The 25,125-nt window shown below is 51.9% G+C and carries 16 protein-coding genes; 4 read left to right on the forward strand and 12 right to left on the reverse strand.

Annotated elements, in window-relative coordinates; translation table 11 throughout:
• The first annotated feature begins 1 nt into the window (after nucleotide 1).
• Nucleotides 2-1,183 (forward strand): NO-inducible flavohemoprotein, encoded by a 1,182-nt coding sequence (hmpA, locus tag MHI42_RS12255; RefSeq protein WP_342424731.1) that lies wholly within the window; start codon nucleotides 2-4, stop codon nucleotides 1,181-1,183.
• A 94-nt stretch (nucleotides 1,184-1,277) separates the two neighbouring features.
• On the opposite strand, the gene MHI42_RS12260 is transcribed toward hmpA, so the two are convergent.
• The 5 genes from MHI42_RS12260 to MHI42_RS12280 form a co-directional block, all read right to left on the reverse strand.
• Nucleotides 1,278-1,676, reverse strand: a complete 399-nt coding sequence (locus MHI42_RS12260; protein WP_342423948.1) for a DUF488 family protein — start codon at nucleotides 1,674-1,676, stop codon at nucleotides 1,278-1,280.
• 146 nt (nucleotides 1,677-1,822) lie between these two features.
• Nucleotides 1,823-3,109, reverse strand: coding sequence for a cellulase-like family protein (locus MHI42_RS12265; protein WP_342423949.1), 1,287 nt, complete (start codon nucleotides 3,107-3,109; stop codon nucleotides 1,823-1,825).
• A gap of 31 nt (nucleotides 3,110-3,140) precedes the next feature.
• Nucleotides 3,141-5,501: a beta-galactosidase gene (locus MHI42_RS12270; RefSeq protein WP_342423950.1), complete on the reverse strand. Its 2,361-nt coding sequence runs from the start codon at nucleotides 5,499-5,501 to the stop codon at nucleotides 3,141-3,143.
• On the reverse strand, nucleotides 5,470-7,479 hold the full coding sequence (locus MHI42_RS12275; RefSeq protein ID WP_342423951.1) for a sugar-binding domain-containing protein: 2,010 nt from the start codon (nucleotides 7,477-7,479) through the stop codon (nucleotides 5,470-5,472). The genes MHI42_RS12270 and MHI42_RS12275 overlap by 32 nt, the downstream gene beginning before the upstream one ends.
• Before the next feature lie 37 nt (nucleotides 7,480-7,516).
• The gene (locus MHI42_RS12280) at nucleotides 7,517-10,900 is read right to left on the reverse strand and encodes a DUF5107 domain-containing protein (RefSeq protein WP_342423952.1); all 3,384 of its coding nucleotides are present in this window, start codon (nucleotides 10,898-10,900) and stop codon (nucleotides 7,517-7,519) included.
• A gap of 344 nt (nucleotides 10,901-11,244) precedes the next feature.
• On the opposite strand from MHI42_RS12280, the gene MHI42_RS12285 reads away from it, so the two are divergent.
• The gene (locus tag MHI42_RS12285; RefSeq protein ID WP_342423953.1) at nucleotides 11,245-12,141 is read left to right on the forward strand and encodes an AraC family transcriptional regulator; all 897 of its coding nucleotides are present in this window, start codon (nucleotides 11,245-11,247) and stop codon (nucleotides 12,139-12,141) included.
• Nucleotides 12,142-12,213: 72 nt separating this feature from the next.
• Here the strand turns inward: MHI42_RS12285 and MHI42_RS12290 are convergent, their stop codons facing one another.
• Nucleotides 12,214-13,923: an ABC transporter substrate-binding protein gene (locus tag MHI42_RS12290; protein ID WP_342423954.1), complete on the reverse strand. Its 1,710-nt coding sequence runs from the start codon at nucleotides 13,921-13,923 to the stop codon at nucleotides 12,214-12,216.
• A 129-nt stretch (nucleotides 13,924-14,052) separates the two neighbouring features.
• Between MHI42_RS12290 and MHI42_RS12295 the strand changes: the two genes are divergently transcribed.
• Together MHI42_RS12295 and MHI42_RS12300 are read left to right on the forward strand one after the other, a co-directional pair.
• Nucleotides 14,053-14,913, forward strand: coding sequence for a helix-turn-helix domain-containing protein (locus MHI42_RS12295; protein WP_342423955.1), 861 nt, complete (start codon nucleotides 14,053-14,055; stop codon nucleotides 14,911-14,913).
• 57 nt (nucleotides 14,914-14,970) lie between these two features.
• On the forward strand, nucleotides 14,971-15,915 hold the full coding sequence (locus MHI42_RS12300) for an NAD(P)-dependent oxidoreductase (RefSeq protein ID WP_342423956.1): 945 nt from the start codon (nucleotides 14,971-14,973) through the stop codon (nucleotides 15,913-15,915).
• Nucleotides 15,916-16,007: 92 nt separating this feature from the next.
• Here the strand turns inward: MHI42_RS12300 and MHI42_RS12305 are convergent, their stop codons facing one another.
• The 6 genes from MHI42_RS12305 to MHI42_RS12330 form a co-directional block, all read right to left on the reverse strand.
• The gene (locus MHI42_RS12305) at nucleotides 16,008-17,531 is read right to left on the reverse strand and encodes a glycoside hydrolase family 43 protein (RefSeq protein WP_342423957.1); all 1,524 of its coding nucleotides are present in this window, start codon (nucleotides 17,529-17,531) and stop codon (nucleotides 16,008-16,010) included.
• A 152-nt stretch (nucleotides 17,532-17,683) separates the two neighbouring features.
• On the reverse strand, nucleotides 17,684-19,951 hold the full coding sequence (locus tag MHI42_RS12310) for a helix-turn-helix domain-containing protein (protein ID WP_342423958.1): 2,268 nt from the start codon (nucleotides 19,949-19,951) through the stop codon (nucleotides 17,684-17,686).
• A 100-nt stretch (nucleotides 19,952-20,051) separates the two neighbouring features.
• Entirely contained in the window at nucleotides 20,052-21,680 is a 1,629-nt protein-coding gene (locus MHI42_RS12315; protein WP_342423959.1) for an extracellular solute-binding protein, read from the reverse strand.
• A 71-nt stretch (nucleotides 21,681-21,751) separates the two neighbouring features.
• A complete protein-coding gene (locus tag MHI42_RS12320; RefSeq protein ID WP_171716926.1) occupies nucleotides 21,752-22,630 on the reverse strand; it encodes a carbohydrate ABC transporter permease in 879 nt (292 codons plus the stop codon).
• An 11-nt stretch (nucleotides 22,631-22,641) separates the two neighbouring features.
• Complete coding sequence (locus MHI42_RS12325; protein WP_342424732.1) at nucleotides 22,642-23,604, reverse strand: ABC transporter permease subunit; 963 nt, start codon at nucleotides 23,602-23,604, stop codon at nucleotides 22,642-22,644.
• A gap of 371 nt (nucleotides 23,605-23,975) precedes the next feature.
• Nucleotides 23,976-25,079, reverse strand: coding sequence for a GDSL-type esterase/lipase family protein (locus tag MHI42_RS12330; RefSeq protein WP_342423960.1), 1,104 nt, complete (start codon nucleotides 25,077-25,079; stop codon nucleotides 23,976-23,978).
• Nucleotides 25,080-25,125: the final 46 nt, after the last annotated feature.

Here is a 25,125-nt window from a genome sequence, read left to right on the forward strand (position 1 = left end):
TATTTTATCACAACAAACTCGTGACATTGTCAAATCCACAGCGCCAGTCCTGGCGGAACACGGCACCACTATAACAACAGTTTTCTACCGGAATTTGTTCGAAGCCCACCCGGAACTGCTGAATGTATTTAACCATGCCAACCAGGCGCAAGGCCGTCAGCAGGCGGCACTGGCCAATGCGGTCTACGCAGCAGCAGTCCACATAGATAATCTTGAGAATATTCTGCCGGCGGTAGTCCAGATCGCACACAAGCATGTCAGCCTCGGCATCAAGCCGGAGCATTATCCGATTGTCGGGGAATTCCTGCTGAAGGCGATCAAGGAAGTGCTGGGCGAAACAGCTACGGATGAGATTCTTACAGCCTGGGAAGAAGCATACGGAGTTATTGCAGGCGCTTTTATCGGCGTCGAAGACAGCATGTACAAGGAAACGCGCGAACAGGACAATGGCTGGAACTTCTTCAAGCCTTTTACCGTTGTGCGTAAGGTTCAGGAAAGCGGCAGTATTACATCGTTCTATCTGAAGCCGGCGGACGGCTTAGGCGTACCGGATTACAAGCCGGGTCAGTACATCTCTATCCGTGTGCTGATTCCTGGAGAGCAATACACCATGATCCGCCAATACAGCCTGTCGCAGGCTCCCCGGGCAGATGAATTCCGTATTTCCGTGAAACGTGAAGAGACGAATGATCCGAATGGTGTGGTTTCCGTCTATCTTCATAACCAGGTGAACGAAGGAGACATTGTTGAAGTCAGCGCTCCGGCAGGCGAATTTCTGCTTGATGTAACCAAAACCACACCTGTAGCGTTCATCTCCGGCGGCGTGGGTATTACCCCCATGATGAGCATGTTCGAGGCTGTTGCCGCAGTAACACCGGACCGGCCGGCGGTATTCCTCCATTCCGCGCGGAACGAGGCGCTTGCCGCCTTCCGCCGGGACATCGACAGACATGCGGCTGCCATGAGCAGCGTCAAGACCAGATTCTTCTACTCCGGCGGCCCGGATGGCGTCATCACCGGCGAAATCCTCAAGAGCTATGTAGATGTTACCGGAGATGCTTACGTATGCGGCCCTGTTCCTTTCATGGAAGCGATGATCGGAGAGCTGCGGGCACTCGGGATGAAGGACGAGCAGATTCATTACGAGTTCTTCGGACCGGCCCTTCAATTGAGCAGCAGATAGATAGCGGGTCTAGTACGCAGCCCATGAACCCGGTATACCAAAAAGCACACGGACCGCCTTCCAAATCATTAAAGATTCGGGGCGGTCCGTGTGCTTATTGATGGGAAAGCAGCCATTTATATAGTACCTGCGCATGATTGTGTATAGGGTCCTTCGCGGCGTATACCAGTGTAACGTCCTGCGCCAGCGCCAATTCTGCGATTTCCGCAGCAAGTCTTCCCCGCGCCGGATCTTCCTCCAGCTCCCGGATATAGCTGTCACTGAATGCCGCAAACCGCTCTGGTATATGGCCGAACCATTGACGCAGCCCGGGGCTTGGAGCAAGCTCCTTCATCCACTCGTCTATGGCAGCCTGCTGCTTAGTAATTCCCCGCGGCCATAGCCTGTCCACCAGTATCCGGTACCCGTCCTCCGGAGCCGCCGGCTCATAAATCCGCTTCAGATATATAGAGTAAGGAAGGTCAGCTGACTTCCGGCAGGAATGCTCCAACATCTAGTCTCCCTCCTGTTATCCATACTGGAACGGACCGTTGTTTAGTACACCCAATATACCATGGAGCAAATTGCCCTGCCAGTGACAGGCTGTCCGTAAGATTGCAATACCGTAGCAGGCAAGGCAGGGCTGCCCGTATGCTGCAGCTATTCCGCCTCAAGAATGAACCGGTTCCACTTCTGCTGCCAGGCGATGTCGTTCCAGAATGGATGATGCGGTGCACAGTTGGAGCATAGCGTCATTCCCCAGAAGCCCAGCGCCATACCTTTGCGCAGCGAATACTCGGCAATGAATTTGCCGACCGGTCCTTCCTCGAAACCTGCATGCAGCGGGGTATAACCGACATAACCTTCACCGATAACGACCGGTATGCCGGAATGCGCCGCCCACTCATGAGCTTCTTCCAGGCGCATATCCGCCTTTTGCAGCATAGCCAGCTTATGGGCACCGTAACGGTCGTATAAGTAGAGGTCCCACCGGTCCGGATCGGCCCAGTCATGCAGGTAGATGAGCTTCATCCCGACCGGATTGCCCTCCATCCGCCATTCCTGCCCTGCCGGCAGTGTCCACTTCTCAAAGGGAGGTGCATCCTCTCTTAATAAAGACCGGACAAAGGCGTTCGGAAATGACATTTGTTCATCATTTAATCCGGCTGCATCCATGAGTTCATTTAATACGCCTTTAATATAGAGATGATAATGGGCGACCTGCATATTGCGGGCCACATAAGCCTTCGGATAGGCTTCATTCAGCGTATAGCTGGCCGTTATTAGAATGTCGGGATGCTGCGCCCGGAGATAATCCACCGCTTCTTCTATGTAAGGCTGCATCGCTTCTACCAGCTTAGGCGTATCCGTCTCTCCGATCCCCTGCTCCACGCCGACAGCGGTAAGCTGGCCGAATTCCACCTCGTTATGCAGCTCGGCATAGACGATCTGACTGGCGAAGCCTTCTTCTTTAACCAGCCGGATGAGCTGATCCATGGAGCTGGCGATTGCCATAAATCGTTCCCTAGGAGCGATAGCGGCCAGTTCGTCGCGCAGCGCGGGATACGCCAGGAAGCTCGGACTCTGCTGATATTCCCAGGAAGACAGCATGATGTAGACGCCATGTGCCTTGGCCTGCCTGAACAGCTCCAGCAGGTGGGCATGCCCGTCCAGCTCGGCACCGCCCCGGCAATTATACCAGCGTGTCCGCTGCCCGACTTCTCCCAGGCTGCCGAAATGCAGCGGTCCCGGCCGTTTACCTTCCGCCGTGAACAATAAGAACGGCATCGCACAGATCCGGACCGTATTGTAGCCTCTATCCACTGCTTCCTGGAAGCGTGCGGCCAAATCGTGGTAAGGCTCGCCGGGCAGGGTCATCGTGTACCAGGAGAAATCCCACATGGTGATGGTCAGTTTGCGCGGTAACTTTTGAATGACTGAATTCATTATTATCACTCCTAATTTGGGGATTCGCGTCTTATTCCGTTCTAATTACAAGCTCATACACAGGCACAGCGCGGACCGAAGTTATATCGGCAATCAGCTCAGCAGCGCTCTCATTCCAGCCTGCCATCGTCGTATTACTATTCACGACAGTCCCTTTGCGGATCGGTGATGCATAGAGATACATCCCCTTGTCAACCAGCCGCTCTTCAAACCGCTTAAGTCCGATTTCCCAAGTCGTATTGTTGCAGAAGTTATCATTAATGAGATCACCGTCAATGAAGGCATAGCCGATATCTCCGGCATAATCAATTTGCAGCAAGGCTTCTTTGACACCATCCAGAGAGCCGGATGCGAATTCAAGAACCGCCCGTTCATCCTTGACCTTCGTCCATGTAAAAGCAATTTCTGTCTTCGGTGCGAGCAGTTTGTAGGTTGTGAATAAACCGTCCTTTGATACTTCCACCAGCTCTCCGCCCGATACCGAACCTAAACCTGCTTCAAAATCAGGGAACACGCTCAGCGTGACTTCTTCCCGGTCCGTCAGCTCCAGCTTGATCTCGTCCCTGGATACCAACAGATTCGCGTCCGTGAACAAGACACGCTGCTTGCCGCGGATTTCGGTTCTCCAGAACCCTAAGCTTTGCTTATCCGTCATAGTGTAGATGACAACTTTCTTGCCTGCAGCAGACACAAGACGCACGATGCCCGAAGTCTGCTCTTCCACTTCAATGATCGTCATATCCCCAAGCTGCCTGGTATGACCGACTTCGGTCTCAATACCCGCCACATCGTCCGATTGCAGCGCATAACTGCCCTTCATGCCCTCAGGCACAAAGAAGAAGTAATACTCAGTATCTTCCACGTCCAGCTTCGTAATCAGCTGCGCGGTTGCATATTTCAGCGTGATACCGGCCAGATCGAAGTTATACGGCATAATTACAAAGCTCCCGCTGCCCAGCGTCAGCTCTCCTTGAGCCGGAATCGTAATCGTCTCACCGGGAAGCTCAATGCTGACGTTCATATCCTGCAAATCATGATTCTCCACATGATCCTGGAAATTATTCAGGAACAGGAAGCCGGAGCCTTCATGTGAACGGATGGCATAGCGTAATTCACTCACATCGTACGGATCATTCTCCGAGGTGTCACCCGGCAGAATCGTCTTGGTCCAAGCGAACTGATTCTGGAACCCGGTGAACAAATAATGCTGCAGCTTCGTCCGCTTGTACGATTCGCGCACTTGTCCGAATTCACCAATCATCGCATTGAAATCATAGGAAATCTTCGGTGTCGCCAGATCGTTCGTGAACGGATTCACCTTTCCCTTAGGATTGCTACCTCCGTGGTACATATAGTATCCGAGCATATTGCAGCCCTCCGCCGTCTTCATGACAGACATGGCGGGAACGCTGTTATACGGAAATTCGAACCGGTATTTATAGAACTGGACCATCCCGCCGCCCATCTCACAGCAGGCATACGGATAGTCCTCCGGCTGGTAGAAGGGCTCGAAATTGTAGCTCTTCGGAAGGTCGTTATTATGTTTGTCGCGGAAAATATACTCCGGCGTTGCCGGATGCTCCTTAATCCCGTCGAAGCGGTCCGTCTCATAGTAAATCCACGGCCAATACGCATATCCGCCCCATAATGGAAGCATATCCGGTACTGGTGTCGTAGCACCGCCCCAGCCTGTACATGTATAAATAGGCGTATCGATTCCTGCCTCAATCGCCAGATCTCTCAGCAGCAGCATATGTTCGTTACCGTCACTGCCGCCATTCAGCCACATATTATTGATGCCGGTCGTCAGGCCCCACTGTGCCGAAGAGTGATTATGCTCATTCTCGATTTGGGTGCCAATAATCGGCCCTCCCTCTTTGTACAGCAAGCCCTGCACCTGCAAACCGATTTCCGCATACAGCCTCCGCACATAGGCCAGATACCCTTCTTCATTGGAGCGGACCTCGAACGGGCGGCCGAACAGCCAATCCGGCATCCCGCCGTTTCGCATTTCCCCATGACAGAAAGGGCCGATACGGATCATGACGTACAGATCATGCTTATCACATAGCTGAATGAACCGGCGCAAGTCTTTATTGCCTGCCCATTCATATATGCCTTCGATTTCTTCATGCAAATTCCAGAAAATATAAGTCGTGACGATGTTAACGCCACCCATCTTCATCTTAATAATCTCATCTTCCCAGTAGGCTTCATCATACCGGGAGAAATGGAATTCACCGCACACACCGTAATACGGCTCCCCGTTCTTCTCCATATAATAGTTCGTAAAGCTGATCCGGTCCCCGGAAGGGTTCACGCCGCCAAGCTTAATATGACCTGAGAATATATTCTTTTTATCATCGTTTACTTTGATCGGGTAGTTCTTCATAAAGGTCTGACTCTCCTTTGTTCAATTGCTGCTCTATGACACTGTACCCGTTCGGCCGATACACGGTAAGCACTTGCTGCTGTCCGGGCGCTGGTTGCACAGGGAGGTTCAAGGTCAGGATATCTCCCGGCTGCATATCTGGAATGACTAATCTGGTTCCTTCCTCGCCTGCTGAGGACACCGTTAAATAATAATCCCGCACGGCATAGCTGGGAATATCCTTCCGGCATGTCAGGGTTACCTCAAGCGCTCCGTCGTGCCAGACTGGTAACTCTACCAGCATGAGCGGTGAAGAAATCTCACGCAAGGCAGCAAACGACGGCTTCACCCGGTTATAAATGTCTACAGAACCATGGATCCGCTGCTTCAGCTTCCCTTCACCCTCTTCACCCATTTGCGTGCGGTAATCATTTAGGCTGAAGAAGATCAACGCCGCGAACTGGGGATACTTGCGGTAGATTTCTGTTTTTTCGATAAGCAACCGGGTTCTTCTGGCGTCCCCGCCTTCAAACACCGGTTCACAAAGCCCATATTCAGCCACAACAATGGGCTTATCAGGATAATCGGCAATAATCTGCCGGATGACCTTATGCTCATCCAAATCGCCATGCCACGTTCCTATATATTCGTTCCACATGAGCAGATCACCCGCACCAGTGGCATCCCTGTCAGGCTGATAAAGAACACTGTTGCTTACATAATTGATCAGCCGGCTCGGGTCCAGCTGCAGAAGCTCCGCCTTCAGCTGCTCCATATAATGCAGGGTCACTGCAGACTGGCCATCCAGCTCATTCCCCATTCCCCAGGCAAAGATACAGGGATGATGCGCATGACTGCCAATCATCTCCCTGGCTTGAGACAGGGCAAGCGCGAAGGTCTCCTTTCCCGGCTCTGCCGGCTGCTGCCAATGCGGAATTTCCTCCTGAACCAGCAGGCCATTGCGGTCACACCAGTCCAGAAAATCATTTCCCTGCTGCCAGTGGAATCGTGTAATGACACAATTCGCTTCCTTCAACCGCTCAAGCATCGCAATCAGATCTGCCTGCTTCTCGGCCATTCCAGTCGCCGGATTCGAGCCAGGCATCCACTCCACACCCATCAGCCGGACCGGTTCGCGGTTCAGCCACAGCTCATGTCCCTTCACGACTATCTCCCGGAAACCAAACGGGCGGACTACCCGGTCCTGGACCTGATCCCCTGTGCGCAGTACAATCTCAAGCTCATACAAGTCTGGATGGTCAAAATGCCACAAATCAACCTCCGGCAGCAGGATGTCTGTGAAGCTCCAGGATAAGGCCCCGCCTGTGATTTCTTCTGTCCCCTGCCAAATCCGCACTTCATTGCGGTAGACGGCAATGTCTGCACTAAGCGCGTCGGCTGATGGTTCGCAAAGCTTAATAGCGGCGGATAGTCTGCCGCTTGTATTTCCGCCTTGGTCAGCGAAGATGACCAGCGGTTCCACCTTGAGCTGCTGAATGGACGCCAATCCTGTGACGACAAGCGTTACCGGCCGGATCAGCCCGCCGTCATCCGCCCAGTCAAAGCTGTTGCCCTGGGGCAACGCCACGTCACTGTTGCTGTTGTCCACTCGAATCACAAGCCGGTTCCCGCCTCCCGCATGAATATACGGAGTCAGCTCCGCTTCAAATGGGGTATAGCCGGAATTGTAGTGTCTGCCTGCCTTTACGCCATTCACCCAGATATCCGTATCGCGGTAAGCCCCTTCAAAGGAAAGCCGTATCCGGCAGTCCTTCCACTCTTCAGGGACTGTTAACATTTGTTCATACCAGCCTGCCCCGCGGTAATCCTCGAGGCCCTCCTGTACATTCCAGGTATGCGGAACGGAGACCGTAACCGGGGACGGCAAGCCTGAAGTCTGCCATCCTTCCTGCTCGCCCCGGGTTACAGGGCCGGGCTGGAACTTCCAGCCCTCTTCCAGTCTTGTAGTGTAACGTCCTTCTTTGATCAAGATATCCACGTCCTCTCTCCTGTGTATTTCAACCCGATCTGACCCTTCACTTCTGTACACATAAGCGGCGGTGAATCATCGCACCTTGATGATTAGGCTCCATAGATAGAGCCGTTTCCAGCTCCTCAGCAGCTTCTAGGGTACGTCCGAGTCCAAGCAATCCCAGTCCGCGCATATACCGGCAGTGAATCACATTGCGGCGGTCCAGGTTATCCTCAAACACCAGGAAATCCGGCAGCGACACCGCAAAGTAGTCCATTTTGATCTCATCAAAAATATGCTTCTCCGCATAATCAATCAGTTTATTGAAGCGGCGTTTGGCTTCCTTCTCGTTATGCAGCTTCAGCCACGCCAGTCCCTGGTAGAAAATCATTTCCGGCGGCTGATCGTTGTAGAACATCGCGCTTGCCGGTTCATCCAGTCCCTGTGAAGCTATGGCATAACTGGCGATGGCTTCTTGTTTCTGCTGCAGAGCTTCGTAGGCCATACCGAGGTAATAGTAGATATTGTTCTCCTGGGCACCCTCCAGCTTGCCTTCACCCAGATTCAGCGGATAGACGAGAGCCTGCTTGAAGCGGGCAACCGCTTCCCCGTAACGTCCAGCCTGCAGATGCTGTTTGCCAAGCTCCGTATGGGCGAACTTGTATTGTCCGGTTACTTTGCCTTCCCCGCCTTCCCAAGGGTGGAAATTCCGTGAGCTTAAGGCTGCGAGAGCTTCATCATACCGTTCAAGATTGTTAAGCAGCGTAACATATTCGACGAAAAGATCATCACGCCGCTCCACCTGGCCGCGCTTCGTTTCAAGAATGGCGAGGCGCTCAGCTGAGGTCCAGGCCAGCTTCTTGCGGAGCTGGTCCAGTTCAAACAGTATCCGCACATCTTCCGGTGAGCAGGCGTACGCCTGCTCAAGCGAAGCCATGGCCGCCTGCGGGTTATCCTGCTTGTTGAAATAGGCGAGTCCCAAGTTACGGTGAACAGTAGCGTAATCCCCCCGAAGCTCCCGTGAACGCTCCCAGCTTGCGATAGCCTCCTCCGGGCGTTTTTTATCATAAAAGAAGTTGCCCAGATAGTAATGCGCCTTGTCATCTTCCGGACTGGCCTCAACGGTGCTCTCCAGCAGTGCCAGCTCGAACAAAGTGTTAGGGAAGCAATAGGCTGGAGCTGCGGACTGGCCGGCACGGCGCTGCTCTTCCGCCTTCTGAAGCTGCCCCGTACGTGCATACAGCTCTCCAAGAGCGTAATGCAGCACCGGATACACGGAGCTTCCGGCAGGAACAGCTCTTTCGCCAATCTCAATGGCTTCTGGCAGCAGGCCGCTGTCCATATAGTCTGAGATCAGATTAAGATAGTTGTGTGCGTCACTGCGCATGAGCAGATGCAGTTCGGACAGAACCTTTTCAGCACCAGCAGTGTCTTCCAGTGCACGCAGTGCCAGCGCCAGCTCGTTATAGGCACCGAAATCAGCGATATCCAGACCCATTGTTTCCATAGCGAATGCCTTGGCCTGCTCCAATAATCCAAGCTTGCGGAGCATAGCTGCCTTCAAATTACGGGCTTTGTAATTGCGCGAATTGCGGATCAGCGAACGTTCCGCCTGGTCAAGCGCTTCCGCATACTCTCCCTTGTGACTTGAAATTTGCGCCAGAGAGAAGTAACCTGCATCCTGCCAGGCTGCCGACCAGACTGATTTGTGAAAAGCAGTATAGGCTTCGTTCAGACGGTTCTGGCCGCGAAGTGCGGCACCCAGCTGATAGTAAGCCTCGCTGTCATAAGGGTTAGGGTTCCGCCAGGTCAACCGCTCGATCGCTTTGCGGAAATGCTGCTCACCGTCCTTGTAAAGTCCGCGGCGCAGCAGCAGGATTCCATATGCCACATTCAGCCGGATATCTCCGCTGTCCCGCTTCAAGCCCTCCAGATAGTAGGCTTCCGGCTCGAACGTAGCGTGGCGGTATTGCTCCAGATGCTGGCCTGCCAGATACAGCTCCTCTGCTGAACGCAGCTCTTCCGGCGCCGCGAGCGGCTTGGCAGCATCGGGAATACGCTCAATCTCAGGGCGTTTCGGCTGATAGGCGATAAGCAGTCTGCCTTCCGCATTTCGGACGGACAGCTTCAAGTCATGCTCCTGCTCACCGTTCTCCAGTGTTATAACTGTCTGATACACATCCACCGGGGACACATCCACCGTCTCACGCAGGTAGCAGTTGGCTGCCCCGCTCAGTTCTACGACTGCCTGCTCCAGCTTTGAGGTCGCATACACCTTAACCAAGGCCTGACCGGATTCAGCATCAATCTCCAAGTTGACAGCTGCGTCAATTGAAGCATTTTTCACGACCCCAATTTGCTTGTAAGGCATGAAATATTGCGTGAAGGTCTTCTCCTCATAAGGCTGCAGCCAGGTAAAGTCAGGCTGGTTGTCCGTGTATACGCCAGTCATAAGCTCAATGTACGGGCCATCCTCATCGGTCAACTGACGGTCCCACGACTGGCCGAACTCTCCATTTCCCCAGGTCCATTGCTTCTTGCCGGGCGAAACATGATGATTCGCCACATGCAGCAGCCCAGCTTCTACGCCGTGATCATAGCCGCCGACGAAATTATAATCGGATTTATAAGCCATATAAGAAGTCGGAACCGGGATATTCTTGTAACGGGAAATATCTACACCTTCCGAATAATTCTGCTTGTAATAGGTGCCGGTCGCGATCGGGAAACGGGATACATCGCGCTTGCCATGGTCGAATACGGCAGTTACATCCGGAGGAAACACCGATTGCGTATGGTCGTTGACCGCCACCGCCGGATTCGCCCACCACAGGAAGGTCTGCGGCTCAGATGTCCGGTTGTATAACTGTGCGTTAATCTCCAGATAAGCTTTGCCCGGATACAGCTTGAAGGCGGCGGTAACCTTGGTGCCGTACATCCGGTCAATTTCACTGACCCATACTGTAGCGCTTCCACCTTCGGTTTGCTCATACCGGTATTCTACCGGACCGAAGGTATTCGGGCGGTGATGCTGCGGCCAGTTGAATTCAATCCCCCCGGAAATCCACGGTCCGGCCAGGCCAACAAGTGCCGGCTTGATGACCCGGTTATAGTAGACGAAGTCGTAATTATTGGTCTTGTCGAGTGCCCGGTAGATTCTGCCGCCGATCTCCGGCATAATTTCAATCCGGACGTATTCATTCTCCAGGATCACCAGCTTGTAGTTTTTATCGGCCTTCACATCCGAGATGGACTCGATTACCGGGTGAGGATACACGCGGCCTGAGCTTCCCTGATAGACTCTTTTCTCCAGAAACATAGGATTGGGGTCAGCTTCTCCCGCCTCATACGTAGGAATCAACACACTTGTCTCCCATACCTGAACTTGGATTCCGCCAGACCCGGCTGGAGCCGCCTCCAATGTATGCTCTACAGCTTCTTGCTTCATGCTTAAACTGCCTCCCTAATCTTGATAGTTATACTTTAGCGTCTGCCGGGGAAGGTTCCAATTGACGAAATGCGGGAAGTGATGGATTATATTCTTATTCTATATAGATTGAACACTACTTTATTTCTAATGGGCAAGGGTCGCGACTGCGAAAAATGTTTGGACTTCCGGCCGCTGTTGTCACCAGATTTCTTGATTATTGCCGCTTTTCGCGGTTGAAATCCGGTGACAAAGGCGGTCGCTATCGCTCCTACAGTTCCAAACTTTTCCTCCGTCACTTTTTCCCATTTATAAAACCTCTAGTTCATTCAATCTATATAGTATTTATTAGGGGGGCAGCAGAAATGAGTCATGACCATATTCGCAAGCCTGAAGGGTTTGTCGAGGAGAAGCTATATGTGCTTCCGGAATACTGGATGAAGGAGCTGGAACAGGAGGAGCTGACTGCTTCCTTGTTTATTACGGACATCGGCTATTTCCCTAACGCCCAGTATCATTTCAGGGAACGCCTGGAAGGCAGCCCGTCGCATATCTTTATCTTTTGCGAAGCCGGAGCGGGCTGGATCGAGCTGAATCACGGAGAACGCATGCACCTCCAGCAGGGAGATATGATGATTATTCCTCCCGAAACTGCACACAGGTATGGAGCAATGCAGGAGAACCCCTGGAGCATCTACTGGTTTCATTTCAAAGGAAGCCACGCGAATAGACTGGTGCAGCTGTTCGGTTTATCTAATGCTCCCCTCTCCTTATCACCAAGCGGTAAAGCCCGTTTAATTGAATGGTTCGTCCCTGCCTTTGAGATGCTGGCCGAACGGACTTATGCCCTGACTACACATATACATGTTGCGCAGACCGTAAGGCAGCTGCTCTCCGGAATCGGCCTGAGTGCCGGGAAATCCGTACAAGAGAAGAAACGCGAAACTTATCTGGAGCAGGCGGTTCAATACATGAATGGACATATGGGCGGCTCCATTTCACTCATTGAGCTGGCTAATCATGTAGGGGTATCGAAACAGCATCTGATCTATTTGTTTAATTCCGAAACCGGAGTCTCTCCGATTGAATATTTCCTGCGGCTCAAGATCCAGCGGGCAGGTCATCTGCTCGATCTTACCGAACTCAGCATTAAGGAAGTCAGCTCGGCCGTAGGCATTAACGATCCCTATTATTTCTCCCGGCTGTTCAAGAAAATGTCCGGCTTCTCGCCCTCCAGTTACCGCAATATTCCGAAGGGCTGATCCGCCATTATCACGGCAAAAAAGCTCTGCAGTCTGCAGAGCTTCCTTCCCCTTCCTTTCCTCCCCCTCCGTCTACTCAACATCCTTCCCGGTAAACAGCTCCACTCTAGCTTTTACCAGCTCCGTATATTCCTTCTCCATCTTCTCAGCACCGGCTTTGTTCAGCTCTGCAATGAAATCATCGTAGATTGTATCGAAATCGGCTGTGCTGGCGAGGATGGCTTCCGGTATGCGCTTGTGGACGATATCCTGTGTTTTTTGATAGATGACCTGATAGTCTCCATCGGTTGGCACCGGCATGTTGTACAGTGCGCCCCACTCCTTGACCGGGAATTCATCCTCCGCAGGGAAGAGATCCTTCCAGGTTGTCGCTTTATAAGCGGCCAGACTTTCCTTCTCCGCATCCGAATATTCAGCCAGAATCTGTTCCGGGAAATTCGTAGTATAGTAATTATCCGTGGAATCCTTCACCCCGTCACCGTAGCGGACACCCAGGATGGAATATAAGCCAATCCCTGTATTCTTGGTGAAGTTCGCGGCATCGTTAACCTTCTGATCGAGAATATCAGCAGGAATGACACGTTGTCCATTGTCCACATTGTATTGTTTGCCTTCGATGCCCCAGTTTCTCAGCACCTGGCCTTCTTCCGAGGATAGCCAGTCCAGGAATTTAATTGCGCGGACCGGATCCTTGCAGGCTGTGGTGATACTGATGCCATAGCCGTCCACGCCTACTGACTGCATCGCATGATCCTTATACTCCTCATTCAGCGTCACCGGGAAATGCGCATACGTATACTCATCTTTGCCGGCCGCTTTGAGGGCATTCTCCGCATCCTGATACTCCCATTCTACAGAAGTGAGACCCAGCACCCGGCCGCTGGCGATTTTGGCTTTGTATTGATCATCTTTTTGGACAAAAGAGTCCTTATCGAGCAGCCCTTCATTATACATATGGTTCAGCCAGCGGAAGTACTCCTTCTCCTCCGGTTTCTTATAATGCAGCATCGTCTCGTACGTTTCCGGATTCACATAATATTCGCCATCATTGGTTCCGCCTGTAGTGACATCCCCCTGATTGGTGACGGTAATCATAACCTTCCAGCCGTCCGCGTTCACCGTCATCGGGATGGTCGGCTGCCCGTCCGTGGTCGGATGCTTGGCCGCATATTCCTTAAGCACATTCTCATAATCCTGCAACGTTCTGACCTCCGGATAGCCAAGCTCCTTCAATACGCGGTGCTGAATCTGAAAGCCGTTGGTTGCATCAAAATTCTGGTTATCCACACCGACATTGGTCGGGATCGAGTAAATGGCCTGGTTGTCGTTACTGTATTTCATCCGGTTCATGTTATCGCCCATTACTTTTTTGATATTAGGCGCGTATTTGTCGATCAGATCGGTCAGATCAAGGACGGCTTCCGCATCCACCAGCTTGCCCAGCTCGCCTTTGGCATAGATGAGTTCGGGATAATCCCCGCTGGCTGCCATCATGGAGATTTTGTCCTGACCGCCGCCGCTGCCGACATCGAATTCCGCATTCAGGGTAACCCCTGTCTTGGCGGTAATCTCTTTGCCGATATCATCCTGCATCTTGTTCCAGTTCGGACTGGCATCGGCACCAAAAAAAGTAAAGGTGACCGGAGCTGTATCATTTCCGCTGGTATTCCCGTTCGCAGCATTCCCGGCGTTATTGCCCGTATTGCTGCTGCAGCCTGCCGAAATGAGCAGCGTGCCTGCCAGAAGCGCCGTGCCTAGTTTTCTTGAAAGTGTTGCCTTCATCTCTCTCATCCCCTTTTGCTGAATGCGTTTACAGTCTCATTTTAGCGCCGATGTTGGCGGATAACCTTGATTTTCGAGTCGCAGACTAGCATTATATAGACAAACACGTATTTCAGAGGTGGGAGCTTTATGAGCAATGTATATTTGAACTGGTTCACGACCGATGAGCATTTCCCGTTCTTTATTCAATACGGCGGGCACGAGGAAGATATGGATCTGCATATGCATGCGGATTTCTCGGAGCTTGTGATTGTGCTGAAGGGGCATGCTTCGCATATCGTCAATGATGAGGAAGCCTTTATCAAGAAAGGCAATGTATTCGTCATTAACGGCGGTACTCCGCATGCGTATAAGGACCCGTATGATTTCAAGATCTGCAACATTATGTACAAAGCCGATATGCTCAAGCTGGCCGGACCGGACTTAAGAACGCTGAACGGCTATCAGGCGCTGTTTGTCTTAGAACCCTTTTACCGCAGCATTAACACCTATAAAAGCAAAATGAACCTCCCCATCGTCAGCCTGGAATATGTGTCATCGCTTGTGGCCGGGATGATTAACGAATATGAGCAGAAGCACCACGGCTATCAGACCATGCTCGCCTCCAGATTCATGGAGCTTGTCGTTTATCTGTCCAGACATTATGACACTCAGGAGAAGGGCGTGGACAACAGCCTGATGCACCTCGCCAGTGCGATCTCCTATATCGAGGATCACTATCATGAACCGGTTACCCTTGATTCCATTGCCGCCAAATCAGATATCTCTGTCCGGCATTTGAACCGGATCTTCCAGGCGTATTATCAGACTACACCGATTGCTTATATTCAGCGCCTCCGGCTGGAACAGGCCTGCTCTCTGCTCAGGCAAACCAGACACCCCATTACCGAAATCTCCTATAGGTGCGGATTTAATGACAGCAACTACTTCATCCGCCTCTTCAAAAAAACGTACGGCAGGTCCCCGAAGGCTTACCGCAATCAGCAGTAGTATTTGTGTTTCACAAAATTATTCAGTATGTTTAAAAATATGAAAGGTGGTTAAGTAATGAAGATTCTCATCGTTGGCTATTTTAACGAGACCGCAAAATCAAATATTGCAAGGTATTTTCCACAAGACTGGAACGTGGTTATTGTACCGCCCGGAGAAGAAATGCTGCATCATATTGAAGACTGCCAGGTACTCATCCCTGAACATATTAAAGTGGATCACAGCCTGCTTGCTAACGCCAAAAAATTAAAATTGGTACAGACGGGTGCAGGATTTGATAATGTAGATATCCCTGCCTGTACACAGCTTGGTATTTGGGTGGCCAATGCTGCAGGAGTGAATGCACAGGCAGTGGCCGAGCACGTAATGGCACTGATATTGTCTTATTATAAAAACATACCGTTTCTTGATCATTTCATGAAAAACAAGCTGGATGAACATCAACTGGACTATACAGGGAGTGAATTAAACGGCAAAACGATTGGGATTATCGGTTTGGGCGCTATCGGCAAAAAAGTAGCTGCGTTTTGCGGGGCTTTTGATATGAATGTGCTGGCTTATGCGAGACATGCTGCTCCTCAATCAGACGGTTTGGTGAAAATGACAGATTTCGATACTCTTCTAAGCACATCGGACATAGTCAGTGTACATGTACCCTTGACTCCGCAAACCAAACAGCTGATCAACAAAGCGGCATTGAGCAAAATGAAGAATACCAGTCTTTTCATCAATACAGCCCGGGGCGGGATTGTCAATCAAAGAGATTTGATAGATGCCTTAAAAAACGGGGATATTTCAGGCGCATGCCTGGATGTGTTTGAATCGGAACCGCTTCCCATTGACAGTGAGCTCCGGAATCTGGATAATGTGATCCTTACTCCTCATACAGCAGGAATGCCTGATGGCCGAAAATTCCATAAAAAAAGATATGATTTCTTCATAAATAATATAAAACGTGTAGGAAATGGTGAAGAGCCAGAAAGCAAGCTCAATCAGTTATAGTTTAAACCCCAGCGGGGACAGGTGATCCTGCCGCCAGGGCAGCAGTTGCAGGGGTCCATACAGCAGGTCTGCATGGCCCCCTGCTCCGTACTCTATACCGCGGGCTGATCCAGCGGCTCATAATCGAACCAGTCATACGCTGCCGGAGCGGCCAGCCCAGACCCTGACGTTGCATACATCGCTACGAATACGCCTGTGAATCCTCCGGAGATTTCTGTGCTGAGATGATGTGTCTCTCCGCTGCCAAGTTCCGTCACCCCGGACTCCGGGCTTTGAACCGAGGCTTCTATGCTGCCGGGCAGCGCCTTAATCCTCAGAATAACCGGTCCGGCCGGACATTCCTCCATATGCTCCACCCGAAGCGAACCGACCGTCCGCCGGAACACGGCGACCCTCCGGCCGTTCGCAGTGCGGAGGACCAGTTCATAATGATGCCTCTCATTCTTATATACCGTAAGCCCGGCTTCTTCTCCTTCATGCTGCGGCTCATAATCCAGTGCTGCGGCTATATTGGCCGTGAAGTGACTAAGCCGGCGGCCAACAAAAGCAGGCGCAGCAGCCTCATTCAGCGTGGCCTCGTGGCCATGCAGCACCAGATGGCCCGGCCGTTCCTCCAGCGACCAGCTTCCCTCTGCGGGATTGCGCAGAAAAGTCCAGTCCAAGCCAAGCCAGTTGTCGTCGAAATGGTCCCGCACAGGCTTGACCGGCCAGCAAACTTCCGGCAGCAGCGGCGAGTCCATAACCGGCTCGATGTGGCCGCCGTTTCCAATCACCGGCCAGCCTTCAGCCGTCCAGGTCACCGGAGCCAGAAAGGTTTCCCGGCCCAAATGATGTCCCATCGGATAAGAGACCGGCCTGATCCCCAGGCAAACCGCCCACCAGCTGCCGTCCTGCGCTTCAATCAGGTCCGCATGACCCGTAGCGTGTATGCTGCTGTGCATACTGCGGTTGGACAGAATCGGGTTATGCGGACAAGCTTCATAAGGCCCGTAAGGCTGGCGGCTTCTCGCGATGGTCTCCATATGCCCGTATTCCGTTCCGCCCTCGGCGATCATCAAATAGTACCAGCCGTTAATCCGGTAGACATGCGGAGCCTCGGGATGAGCGCCGCCGGTTCCCTTCCAGATCAGCATACTCTCTGTCAGCATACTCCCGGTTTCGATATCAATCTCACACTGGTAGATCCCGTTCCCCTGCTCACCGTCCCGGGCGGACTGAAAGTAGACGCGTCCGTCCTCATCGAATAACAGGGAAGGATCGATGCCGCTCTGCGCAACCGGGTACGGCTGTGACCAGGGACCTTCCGGGTTCTGTGTCTTGACGAAGAAATTGCCCATTCCGCTAACGTTGGTGGTCACCATATAGAACCAGCCGTTATGATAGCGGAGCGTCGGGGCGTATATTCCGCCGGAGCTCCCTGCATTCTCCAGAGGCAGCTGTCCGACCGTTGTAAGGCAGTGTCCAATCTGACGCCAATGAACAATATCCCTGCTGTGAAAAATGGGTACTCCCGGATAATATTCAAATGTGCTGGTCACCAGATAATAATCGTCACCTGCCCGGCAGATGCTGGGATCGGGATGAAATCCGGGTATTACGGGGTTGGTATATTGCATTGGCCGCGCTCCTGTCCATTTTCAATTAGCTGTAACTATCCCTACCATTGTAAATGGAGCCGGCTATATCAAACCTTAATTTTCAAGTCACCCGATTAGGAGAATATAGACATTGCCCGCAGTTCCCCCTATGCCCTTACCTTCGCTACGCCTCACTTATCCTGCATCTTCCCGTCTTCAATGAATGGTCCGGATACGGTACCCGCATTGGCCTCACGGTATTGCCCCGGCGATATCCCGACGATTCTCTTGAACACTCTGATAAAAGAGGTGGGATTCGCGTAGCCAAGCGCATTTGAGATATCCTGCACCGTTTCATCGGTTTCCCGGAGAATCTTCTTGGCATGCTCAATCCGCAGTCCGATCAGGAAATCACTGAAGTTCTGCCCGATGCTTTCTTTGAACAGCTGGCTCAGATATTTCGGACTGATCTGGAACTTCTCACTAAGCAGCGTAAGCGACAGATTCGGGTCCATATACTGCTCCGCGACGTAGTCCCGGATTTCCCGCATGAGCGTATTATGCCGCCGGTTCTGCGACAGCTCTGTGATCCGGCCCGACAGCCGGCCGATGGTTTCAAGGAAGTCGCCTTCCAGCTGTGCCAGCGTATCCGACTGCTCCACAGAGGTCAGCAGGCCCGGCTTCACTTCCTGAACCCAGGGCTCCGTAATTTCGGGGAGCAGCCGCTCCAGTTCATATTCCAGGTGGAATATGAAATAATGCAGCAGACGCTCCACGTCTTCTTTGCGCAGGTGATGAACAGCCATTTCGCCAAACAGCCGTTTCAGCTCATCCAGCCATTCAGGCTCAGCCATCCGGATCTGGCGGACCATCGAGCGGATCATCTCCAGGTAAGCGAACCATTCCCCGTCTTTGTTCTCCTTCACCTCCACCGAGTCGATCACCCGGTTGAGGCCAAGCGAGACTTTGCGGCTGACGGCAGCCGCCGCCTCATCATATGAAACGGCAATAGCCGGTTCATTGTCCACCGCCGTGCCGATGCCAAGAGTCACCGTGAAGTTCAGGTGACCCTCCACCCAGGAGCGGATCTGCTCCGCAATCTGCAGCATATGATGCTCCAGCGGCCCGCCGTTCTCCTCGATCAGAAGAAGCACCAGCTGATTCTTCGTAATCCATTCAGCAACAACCCGCATACCGCTCTGCTGTGAGACTTCCACCGCAACGCTGCTGGTAATAAATTTGAACAGGGATTGATCGCCCGGGCTGTATTTCAAGGCAAAATCCACATAATGATCCATTTCCAGCAGCCCGACAATATATTGGCCCCCGGCAAGGCCGAAATGCTGCCGCTCCTGCTCCCAGGTCTCCCGGTCGTCTTCATATTCTCCCTTGAGCAGCGTCTGCAGAAACTGCTGCCTGCGGATGACCAGATGCTCCTCCTGCTGCTCCTGAAAGGCCATATTATTCGTAATTAAGCGCTCAATGGCCTGATCTATGAAGGCGAACTCATTCTCCTTCTCTTTGGAATCCGGTGGGATAACTGCTTGTGAGAACCGCTCAATCCGGTGCAGAATGGTCTCAATGGGTCTATAATTCCGCCGGGTGACGTAGAATGTCGTGCCAATGGCAAAAGCAATGACTGCCAGCCCCAGCATGATCCAGACTGTGCTGCCGTGGAACAGGAAGCTCAGCAGCTGGCCGCCTTTGATCCCTACCCTGTACGTCCAGCCCGTATAATCGGATTCGATATCTACACTTAACCTGCTTTTTGATGTGAGCGAAGCATTCTCGCCGAAGAACGCCTGGCCCTTATTATCGTAGATCTGCGCTTCGGTGATCGTCGGGTCGATGGCCTGGCCGATATACGAGCTCAGGGAAGAGGTCCTCACATTGATAATCAGGTAGCCGAGGCTGCCGGAGTTGCGCGGAATCTTGAAGCCAAGAGAGGTCACATTCACTTTAGAGGTCCCTTGTATTCCCTGGCTCTCTTTCAGGCGCGGCGAAGACCAGACCCCGGTATAGGCCTGGTCCAGCGCTGCCCGGATATAGCTCTGGTCGGCAAACTGCCCCAGCGGCTGTATCGTGCTCTGATCGAGCACCATACCATCTCTGGCCCGGTACAGATAGACCGAATCGATCAGCCCGAAGCGGATCATCATGGTGCTCAGCATATTGGAGGCATCGAAATCCAGGGCCCGGTCTGACGGGGCATCAAGGAACTGCTGCAGCGTCCCCCCGGTATCGATGGCCTCTTGCGCCTCGAAGGAAATTGCCTTGAGTGAAGTATCCGTCATATTCACCACATATTTGGCTGTCAGACGGTTGGCCTGCAAGGCATTACTGACATTGAACTGATTCATGATGGAGAAGAAAATGAAAGTCAAAATGCTGATCGTGACGAATAGAATGGGCAGGTATGATAGGAGCATCCGCATAATATAGCTGTTATTGACTTTCATTGTCTCCGCCATCCTTTGTACATAGAAATATCGGCAAATCCCATGGGAAAATCTGGGGCTTGCCGTTGCTTTTTGGATTAATGGTTTAATTATGAGTTGATTACTTCTTCATTTCGGCATAAGCAGCCTTACGTTCATCCTGGACCTGTTGGCCGCCGATCTTCAGATATTCCTTCACATAGGAATCATAAGTCTCACTGAATTTATCGGGATTCGATACAATACTTTTCACAATACCTTCTGTTGCCTTGGATTTCAAGGTATCGCCGTATTTGATCTCGGATTCAATCGGACGCTCAAAGCGCGGCAGTGTGTATCCATCCTTGAGGGCGTTAAGGATCGTCTGCTTCGACAGCTCTTTGTAATCCGGCGTCTGGAGTGCGGCAGCTTCGATATTCTTCTCTTCAGATCCGAAGTCTTTACCATTGGAGAGTATAGCGATGTCGGTGTTATTGTAGAATGTCTTCTTCGCCTCATCCGACGTAATCGCTACCGGGAATCCGTCCTCAAGCGTATAATGCTCGCCTTCATTACCGTTCTGGAGCGTAAAGAGCACATCGCTCTGGGACATCCAGTCCAGATACTTGATTGCTTCTGCGACATGCTTGCTTGTCTTCGGAATCATGATATGCATACCGATCGGATCGTAAATGGACTTAGGTGTCTTGCCTTCTTCATCCGTGAACGGGTCCATGGCTACATATTCAGCGCCGGGAACATTCTGCTTCAAGGTGTCGAAAACCTTGCCCGGTGCCATCAGGTTAGCGTGGGCCGCGAGTGCAGTGAATGCGCCGACATAGCCATTGGCCACATCACCCTCAAATTGCTTGCCGTCTTTGTCCAGTGCGAAGTCCGAATTGATCAGGCCCTCAGCATTCATGGTGTTCAGGAATTGCACACCTTCCTTGTAACCCGGCTTTGAAATTTCCGGAATGTAGCTGGTTGAGGTGTACATATAGGTTTCTTCTTCCGTTAAGTTATTCACGAAGGAGTTAACCAGAACCATAGGGCTTGTAATCGTCGTGCCGTCAATAGCGCTGAAATCGTAAGGAATCAGCTTACCCCCAACCTGGCCCGGATCTTTTTCTTTAAACGCTTTCATAGTTTCGTAGAATTCTTCAGTCGTCGCCGGCACCGGCAAGCCCAGCTTATCCAGCCAGTCCTTACGGATATAAGAGGACTGGGCATATTGCAGCGGGCGTTTGGCAGGGATCGTATACTGTTTGCCGTCGAATACACCATAGGCCAGAACTTCATCCCCCAGGAACTTCTTCAGGTTCGGACCATTCTCTTCGATCAGCGGGCCGACCTCTGTTAAACCGCCATCCTTAACATAGTTATATATGGTATTCATGTCATAAGTGAAGACAAGGTCCGGAGCGTCGCCGGTGGCCATAAGCACATTCAGCTTATCAACCTCCTGATTACGCGGAACGGGTACAAATTCCAACTTGATATTGTTAGGATCACCAAAGTTCTTCTGGATCCACTGGGTCCAGTAGTTATCGGTAACCGGGCCTGCACCGGCAGGTGCGTTACCGCGGTCGAACACTTCCACTTTCAGTGTAACGGGATCTTTACTCTGGGTAGCCGCCGCTTCTCCCCCGGAAGCGGGTGCTGCAGAGGATGAGGCCCCCTCATTTGAATTGCCGGAACAGCCTGACAGCATACCTGCCAGCAGCAATGCTGCTGCAGGAGCCGCGAACCATTTCTTATGAATTGTTTTCATGTTTGTACTCCCCTTTATGGTGATATTGTGCTATATGTCTTTCAACTTCGCAAGTGCGAAGTGATCAACCGCTACTCCTTGACAGCTCCGACCATGGCGCCGGATACAAAGTACCGCTGCAGCCACGGGTACACAATCAGAATCGGGATCGTAGCAAACATGATGCTGGCAGCCTTGATACCTTCAGCAATAACTTCAGTCTGCATGGCTCCTTCTTGCGCTGTGAGATCCGTTACCATACTGTTCATAACCACCTGATACAGCTTTAGCTGTATGGGATACAAATTCGAATTCGTAATATAAAAGAGTGCATCCATGTAAGTGTTCCATCTGGAGACCGCATAGAACAAGCTAAGTGTGGCCAGTACGGGCAGCGACAGCGGAAGGACGATCTTCGTCAAGGTAACGATATGGGAGCTGCCATCAAGATAGGCTGACTCTTCCAGACTTGGCGGAATTGAAGTGAAGAAGGTCCGCAGGATAATCAGATTGAAGGCGCTGATCATGCCTGGAACGATGAGCGACGTTAAGCTGTCCAGCATGCCGAGCTCCTTCACCAGCAGATACTCGGGAATCATACCGCCGCTGAAGAACATCGTGAAGATGATCAGCATCGAGAAGAAGGACCGGCCCTTCAGATTGTCCTTGGTCAGCGGATAGGCTGCGCAGATGCTCATGATCATGCTCAGAACTGTATAGATCACTGTCAGCACGATGGTAAGTCCCATCGACTTCAGCATGCGGATATCCGCGAACACCAGCTTGTAGGATTCAATGTTGAAGCCCCGCGGAAAGATGGTTACTTTGTCGGAGATAATCGCTTCCTTCGAGCTCAGGGATACCGCGATAATGTTCAAGAACGGAAGGATACTTATAATCACTGTGATTCCGATAAAAATCATGATAAGCACGTCTGAGAGACGCGGGTTTTGTCTGATTTTGTTATTCATTGCTTTGCCTCCTACCATAGCCCGGGTTCCCCCATCTTCTTCGCAATCGCGTTAGACCCGATGACGAAGACGAGTCCTACCAATGCCTGGAACAAGCCCATCGCGGTGGCCAGCGAGAATTGCGCCGATTGAAGACCCACTTTATAGACAAAGGTACTTATAACTTCTGCATAATCCATGACCAGCGCATTCCCCATTACGAACGGCCGTTCAAAGCCAATGGTCATAATTTTGCCAAGGGCCAGAATCAGCATGACCACAATAGTTGAGCGGATTCCCGGCAGCGTGATATTCCACATCTTCCGCCATCTTCCGGCTCCGTCCACTTCTGCAGCCTCATACAGCTCCTTATTGATGCCTGTAAGTGCAGCCAGATAAATAATTGTGCCCCAGCCTGCGCTCTGCCAGACTCCTGTTCCCAAGTAGACGAGCAGCCAGTGATTCTTCTCTGTCAGGAACGGCACGGAATCGAAGCCTAGCGCTACGATCATATTGTTGACGAGACCGCCTTTATTGGAAAAGATTTGGTACACGAGACCGCCGATGATGATCCAGGAAATGAAATGCGGCAGATACAGAATGGTCTGCGATATCTTTTTGAACCAGACGATTCTGAGCTCATTCAGCATCAGAGCCAGAATAATCGGCGCCGGAAAGGAAACGATCAGATCCAGCAGATTCAGCAGCAGCGTATTCCGCACGACCGTATAGAACTGACTCATCGCGAATAGCTCCTTGAAGTTTTCGAAGCCGATCCATTCGCTTCCGCTTACCCCTTTGAAAATGCTATAGTCCTGAAAGGCAATCCCTGCACCGTACATCGGTACGTACTTGAAAATAATGAAATAGGCGATTGGAAGAAGTAGAAGCAAATATAATTGATAGTCCTTCCAGATCCCCTTCGCGATCCGCTTCGGTTTAATTGTCTTCGGCGGTAACACCTTCTTTTTTGACCCTGCAATACTCTGGTTCATGAACATCCCTTCCCTTACGGTTGCTTGACGTATATGTCTGCTCTCTCCCCTGGCTGATGCTGCCAGCCGGACTTGAATAACCACACTATACGCCGGCGCTGCAGACCCGCACAATAGACTCATTTCTGGAGCCTTATCCGAATTCCGAACCCTTATACAGCGCGGTATGGCGGGCTTCCCCTCGCCCTTGAAGACCAAAAAAAGAACGCTTCCCGGTGCGGGACAGCGTCCTGATTTGAGCTTATATTTACTGAAATCACGGCTTTTTCCGGCCAAACCGGAATCCGGTTCACCGTCCGGAATGGTGTCCATCCGCCGGAACGGTCAGATCAAGCCCAGACTTTTATCGAAGAAAGAACTGAACTATCCATTCATCTCAAATACATAATGAGCGTCTGCAGCTCATTCTCCCGGATGCCCTCAACAATCAGTTCGGCAATCCTCAGGCCGCCGCGCTCCTGGAAATGTGTGTTGTCCCGGACACCGCCTGGATAGTTCTTCCATTCTCCCCGCTCACCCCACAGGAAGATAGACTTCGTGCCTTCGGGGCCCTCCGCTTCGAATAACCGTTTGCTCTTCGCTGCCAAATCTATCAACGCTATGCCTTCCTCCTCAGCCAGTTGCTTCACCGCATCAAGATAGGCTCCATGCGTATCCTGCAGCTTCCCGGAAGCATCGAAGAACCGGCGGTGCACAGAGGTGATGAGCACGGGAGTCGCTTTATGGGAATAGGCTGCTTCAATATACTTGCGCAAATGCTCGATGTAGGTCGTTGACGGATCCGTATGACGCTCATCATCATTCTTCTGGTCGTTATGTCCGAACTGGATGAACAGATAATCGCCCGCTTTAAGTTCTTCCAGGATAACATCAAGCCGGCCCTCGGAGATGAAGCTCTTGGTGCTGCGCCCGCCCTCTGCATGATTGGCTACGGCGACATCGTGCTTGAAGAACCGCTGCAGCTGCTGGCCCCAGCCGGAGAACGGGAATCCGTCCTCGCTTGCGTCCGTAACGGTGGAATCACCGGCCAAAAACAGGGTGACCTGTTCCTTGGAAGGGACAATCTCAAGTGTATTCACGCGCGGAGCCAAGCCTCCGAAGCTAAGCTTCAGCTGCCCTCCCCGCACATTCACGGCAAACATTTCGCGGGCAACTTGTCCCGCCACCGTGTGAATATCGGGCAGGACTGAACGCTCGCCATTGCTTCTCAGCGTAGTATGGGTAGGTGCATATTTATCTCCTGCAGTTAGGGTTACTATATAATTCCCATCCTGCACATCAGCAAGGAAGGTGGCCCCGAACGGGATACAGAAGTCCCCGCTCAGCGCTTCCTCATTCCTTTGGAGTGCAGTAACCTGGCTGCAATCAGTGAAACCGTATCCACGCTCCCGAGCATATACATCCCCCGCTGTTACCTTCGTATATCCCTGACTCACTTCCGAGCCGTCAGGTCCAAAATCATAATAATACGCCATCAGCCAAGCCTCCACTGTTCGAAATTACTTCCATTTTATTGTTCTG

The sequence above is a fragment of the Paenibacillus sp. FSL E2-0178 genome, assembly GCF_038593005.1.
GTDB classification, from domain to species: domain Bacteria; phylum Bacillota; class Bacilli; order Paenibacillales; family Paenibacillaceae; genus Paenibacillus_AQ; species Paenibacillus_AQ phytohabitans.

What these genes read in the sequence shown, in the direction of transcription:
- MHI42_RS12260 (WP_342423948.1), bottom strand. Translation starts at nt 1,676, where the DNA reads ATGTTGGAGCATTCCTGCCGGAAGTCAGCTGACCTTCCTTACTCTATA.
- MHI42_RS12265 (WP_342423949.1), bottom strand. Translation starts at nt 3,109, where the DNA reads ATGAATTCAGTCATTCAAAAGTTACCGCGCAAACTGACCATCACCATG.
- MHI42_RS12270 (WP_342423950.1), bottom strand. Translation starts at nt 5,501, where the DNA reads ATGAAGAACTACCCGATCAAAGTAAACGATGATAAAAAGAATATATTC.
- MHI42_RS12280 (WP_342423952.1), bottom strand. Translation starts at nt 10,900, where the DNA reads ATGAAGCAAGAAGCTGTAGAGCATACATTGGAGGCGGCTCCAGCCGGG.
- MHI42_RS12285 (WP_342423953.1), top strand. Translation starts at nt 11,245, where the DNA reads ATGAGTCATGACCATATTCGCAAGCCTGAAGGGTTTGTCGAGGAGAAG.
- MHI42_RS12290 (WP_342423954.1), bottom strand. Translation starts at nt 13,923, where the DNA reads ATGAAGGCAACACTTTCAAGAAAACTAGGCACGGCGCTTCTGGCAGGC.
- MHI42_RS12295 (WP_342423955.1), top strand. Translation starts at nt 14,053, where the DNA reads ATGAGCAATGTATATTTGAACTGGTTCACGACCGATGAGCATTTCCCG.
- MHI42_RS12300 (WP_342423956.1), top strand. Translation starts at nt 14,971, where the DNA reads ATGAAGATTCTCATCGTTGGCTATTTTAACGAGACCGCAAAATCAAAT.
- MHI42_RS12305 (WP_342423957.1), bottom strand. Translation starts at nt 17,531, where the DNA reads ATGCAATATACCAACCCCGTAATACCCGGATTTCATCCCGATCCCAGC.
- MHI42_RS12310 (WP_342423958.1), bottom strand. Translation starts at nt 19,951, where the DNA reads ATGAAAGTCAATAACAGCTATATTATGCGGATGCTCCTATCATACCTG.
- MHI42_RS12315 (WP_342423959.1), bottom strand. Translation starts at nt 21,680, where the DNA reads ATGAAAACAATTCATAAGAAATGGTTCGCGGCTCCTGCAGCAGCATTG.
- MHI42_RS12320 (WP_171716926.1), bottom strand. Translation starts at nt 22,630, where the DNA reads ATGAATAACAAAATCAGACAAAACCCGCGTCTCTCAGACGTGCTTATC.
- MHI42_RS12325 (WP_342424732.1), bottom strand. Translation starts at nt 23,604, where the DNA reads ATGAACCAGAGTATTGCAGGGTCAAAAAAGAAGGTGTTACCGCCGAAG.
- MHI42_RS12330 (WP_342423960.1), bottom strand. Translation starts at nt 25,079, where the DNA reads ATGGCGTATTATTATGATTTTGGACCTGACGGCTCGGAAGTGAGTCAG.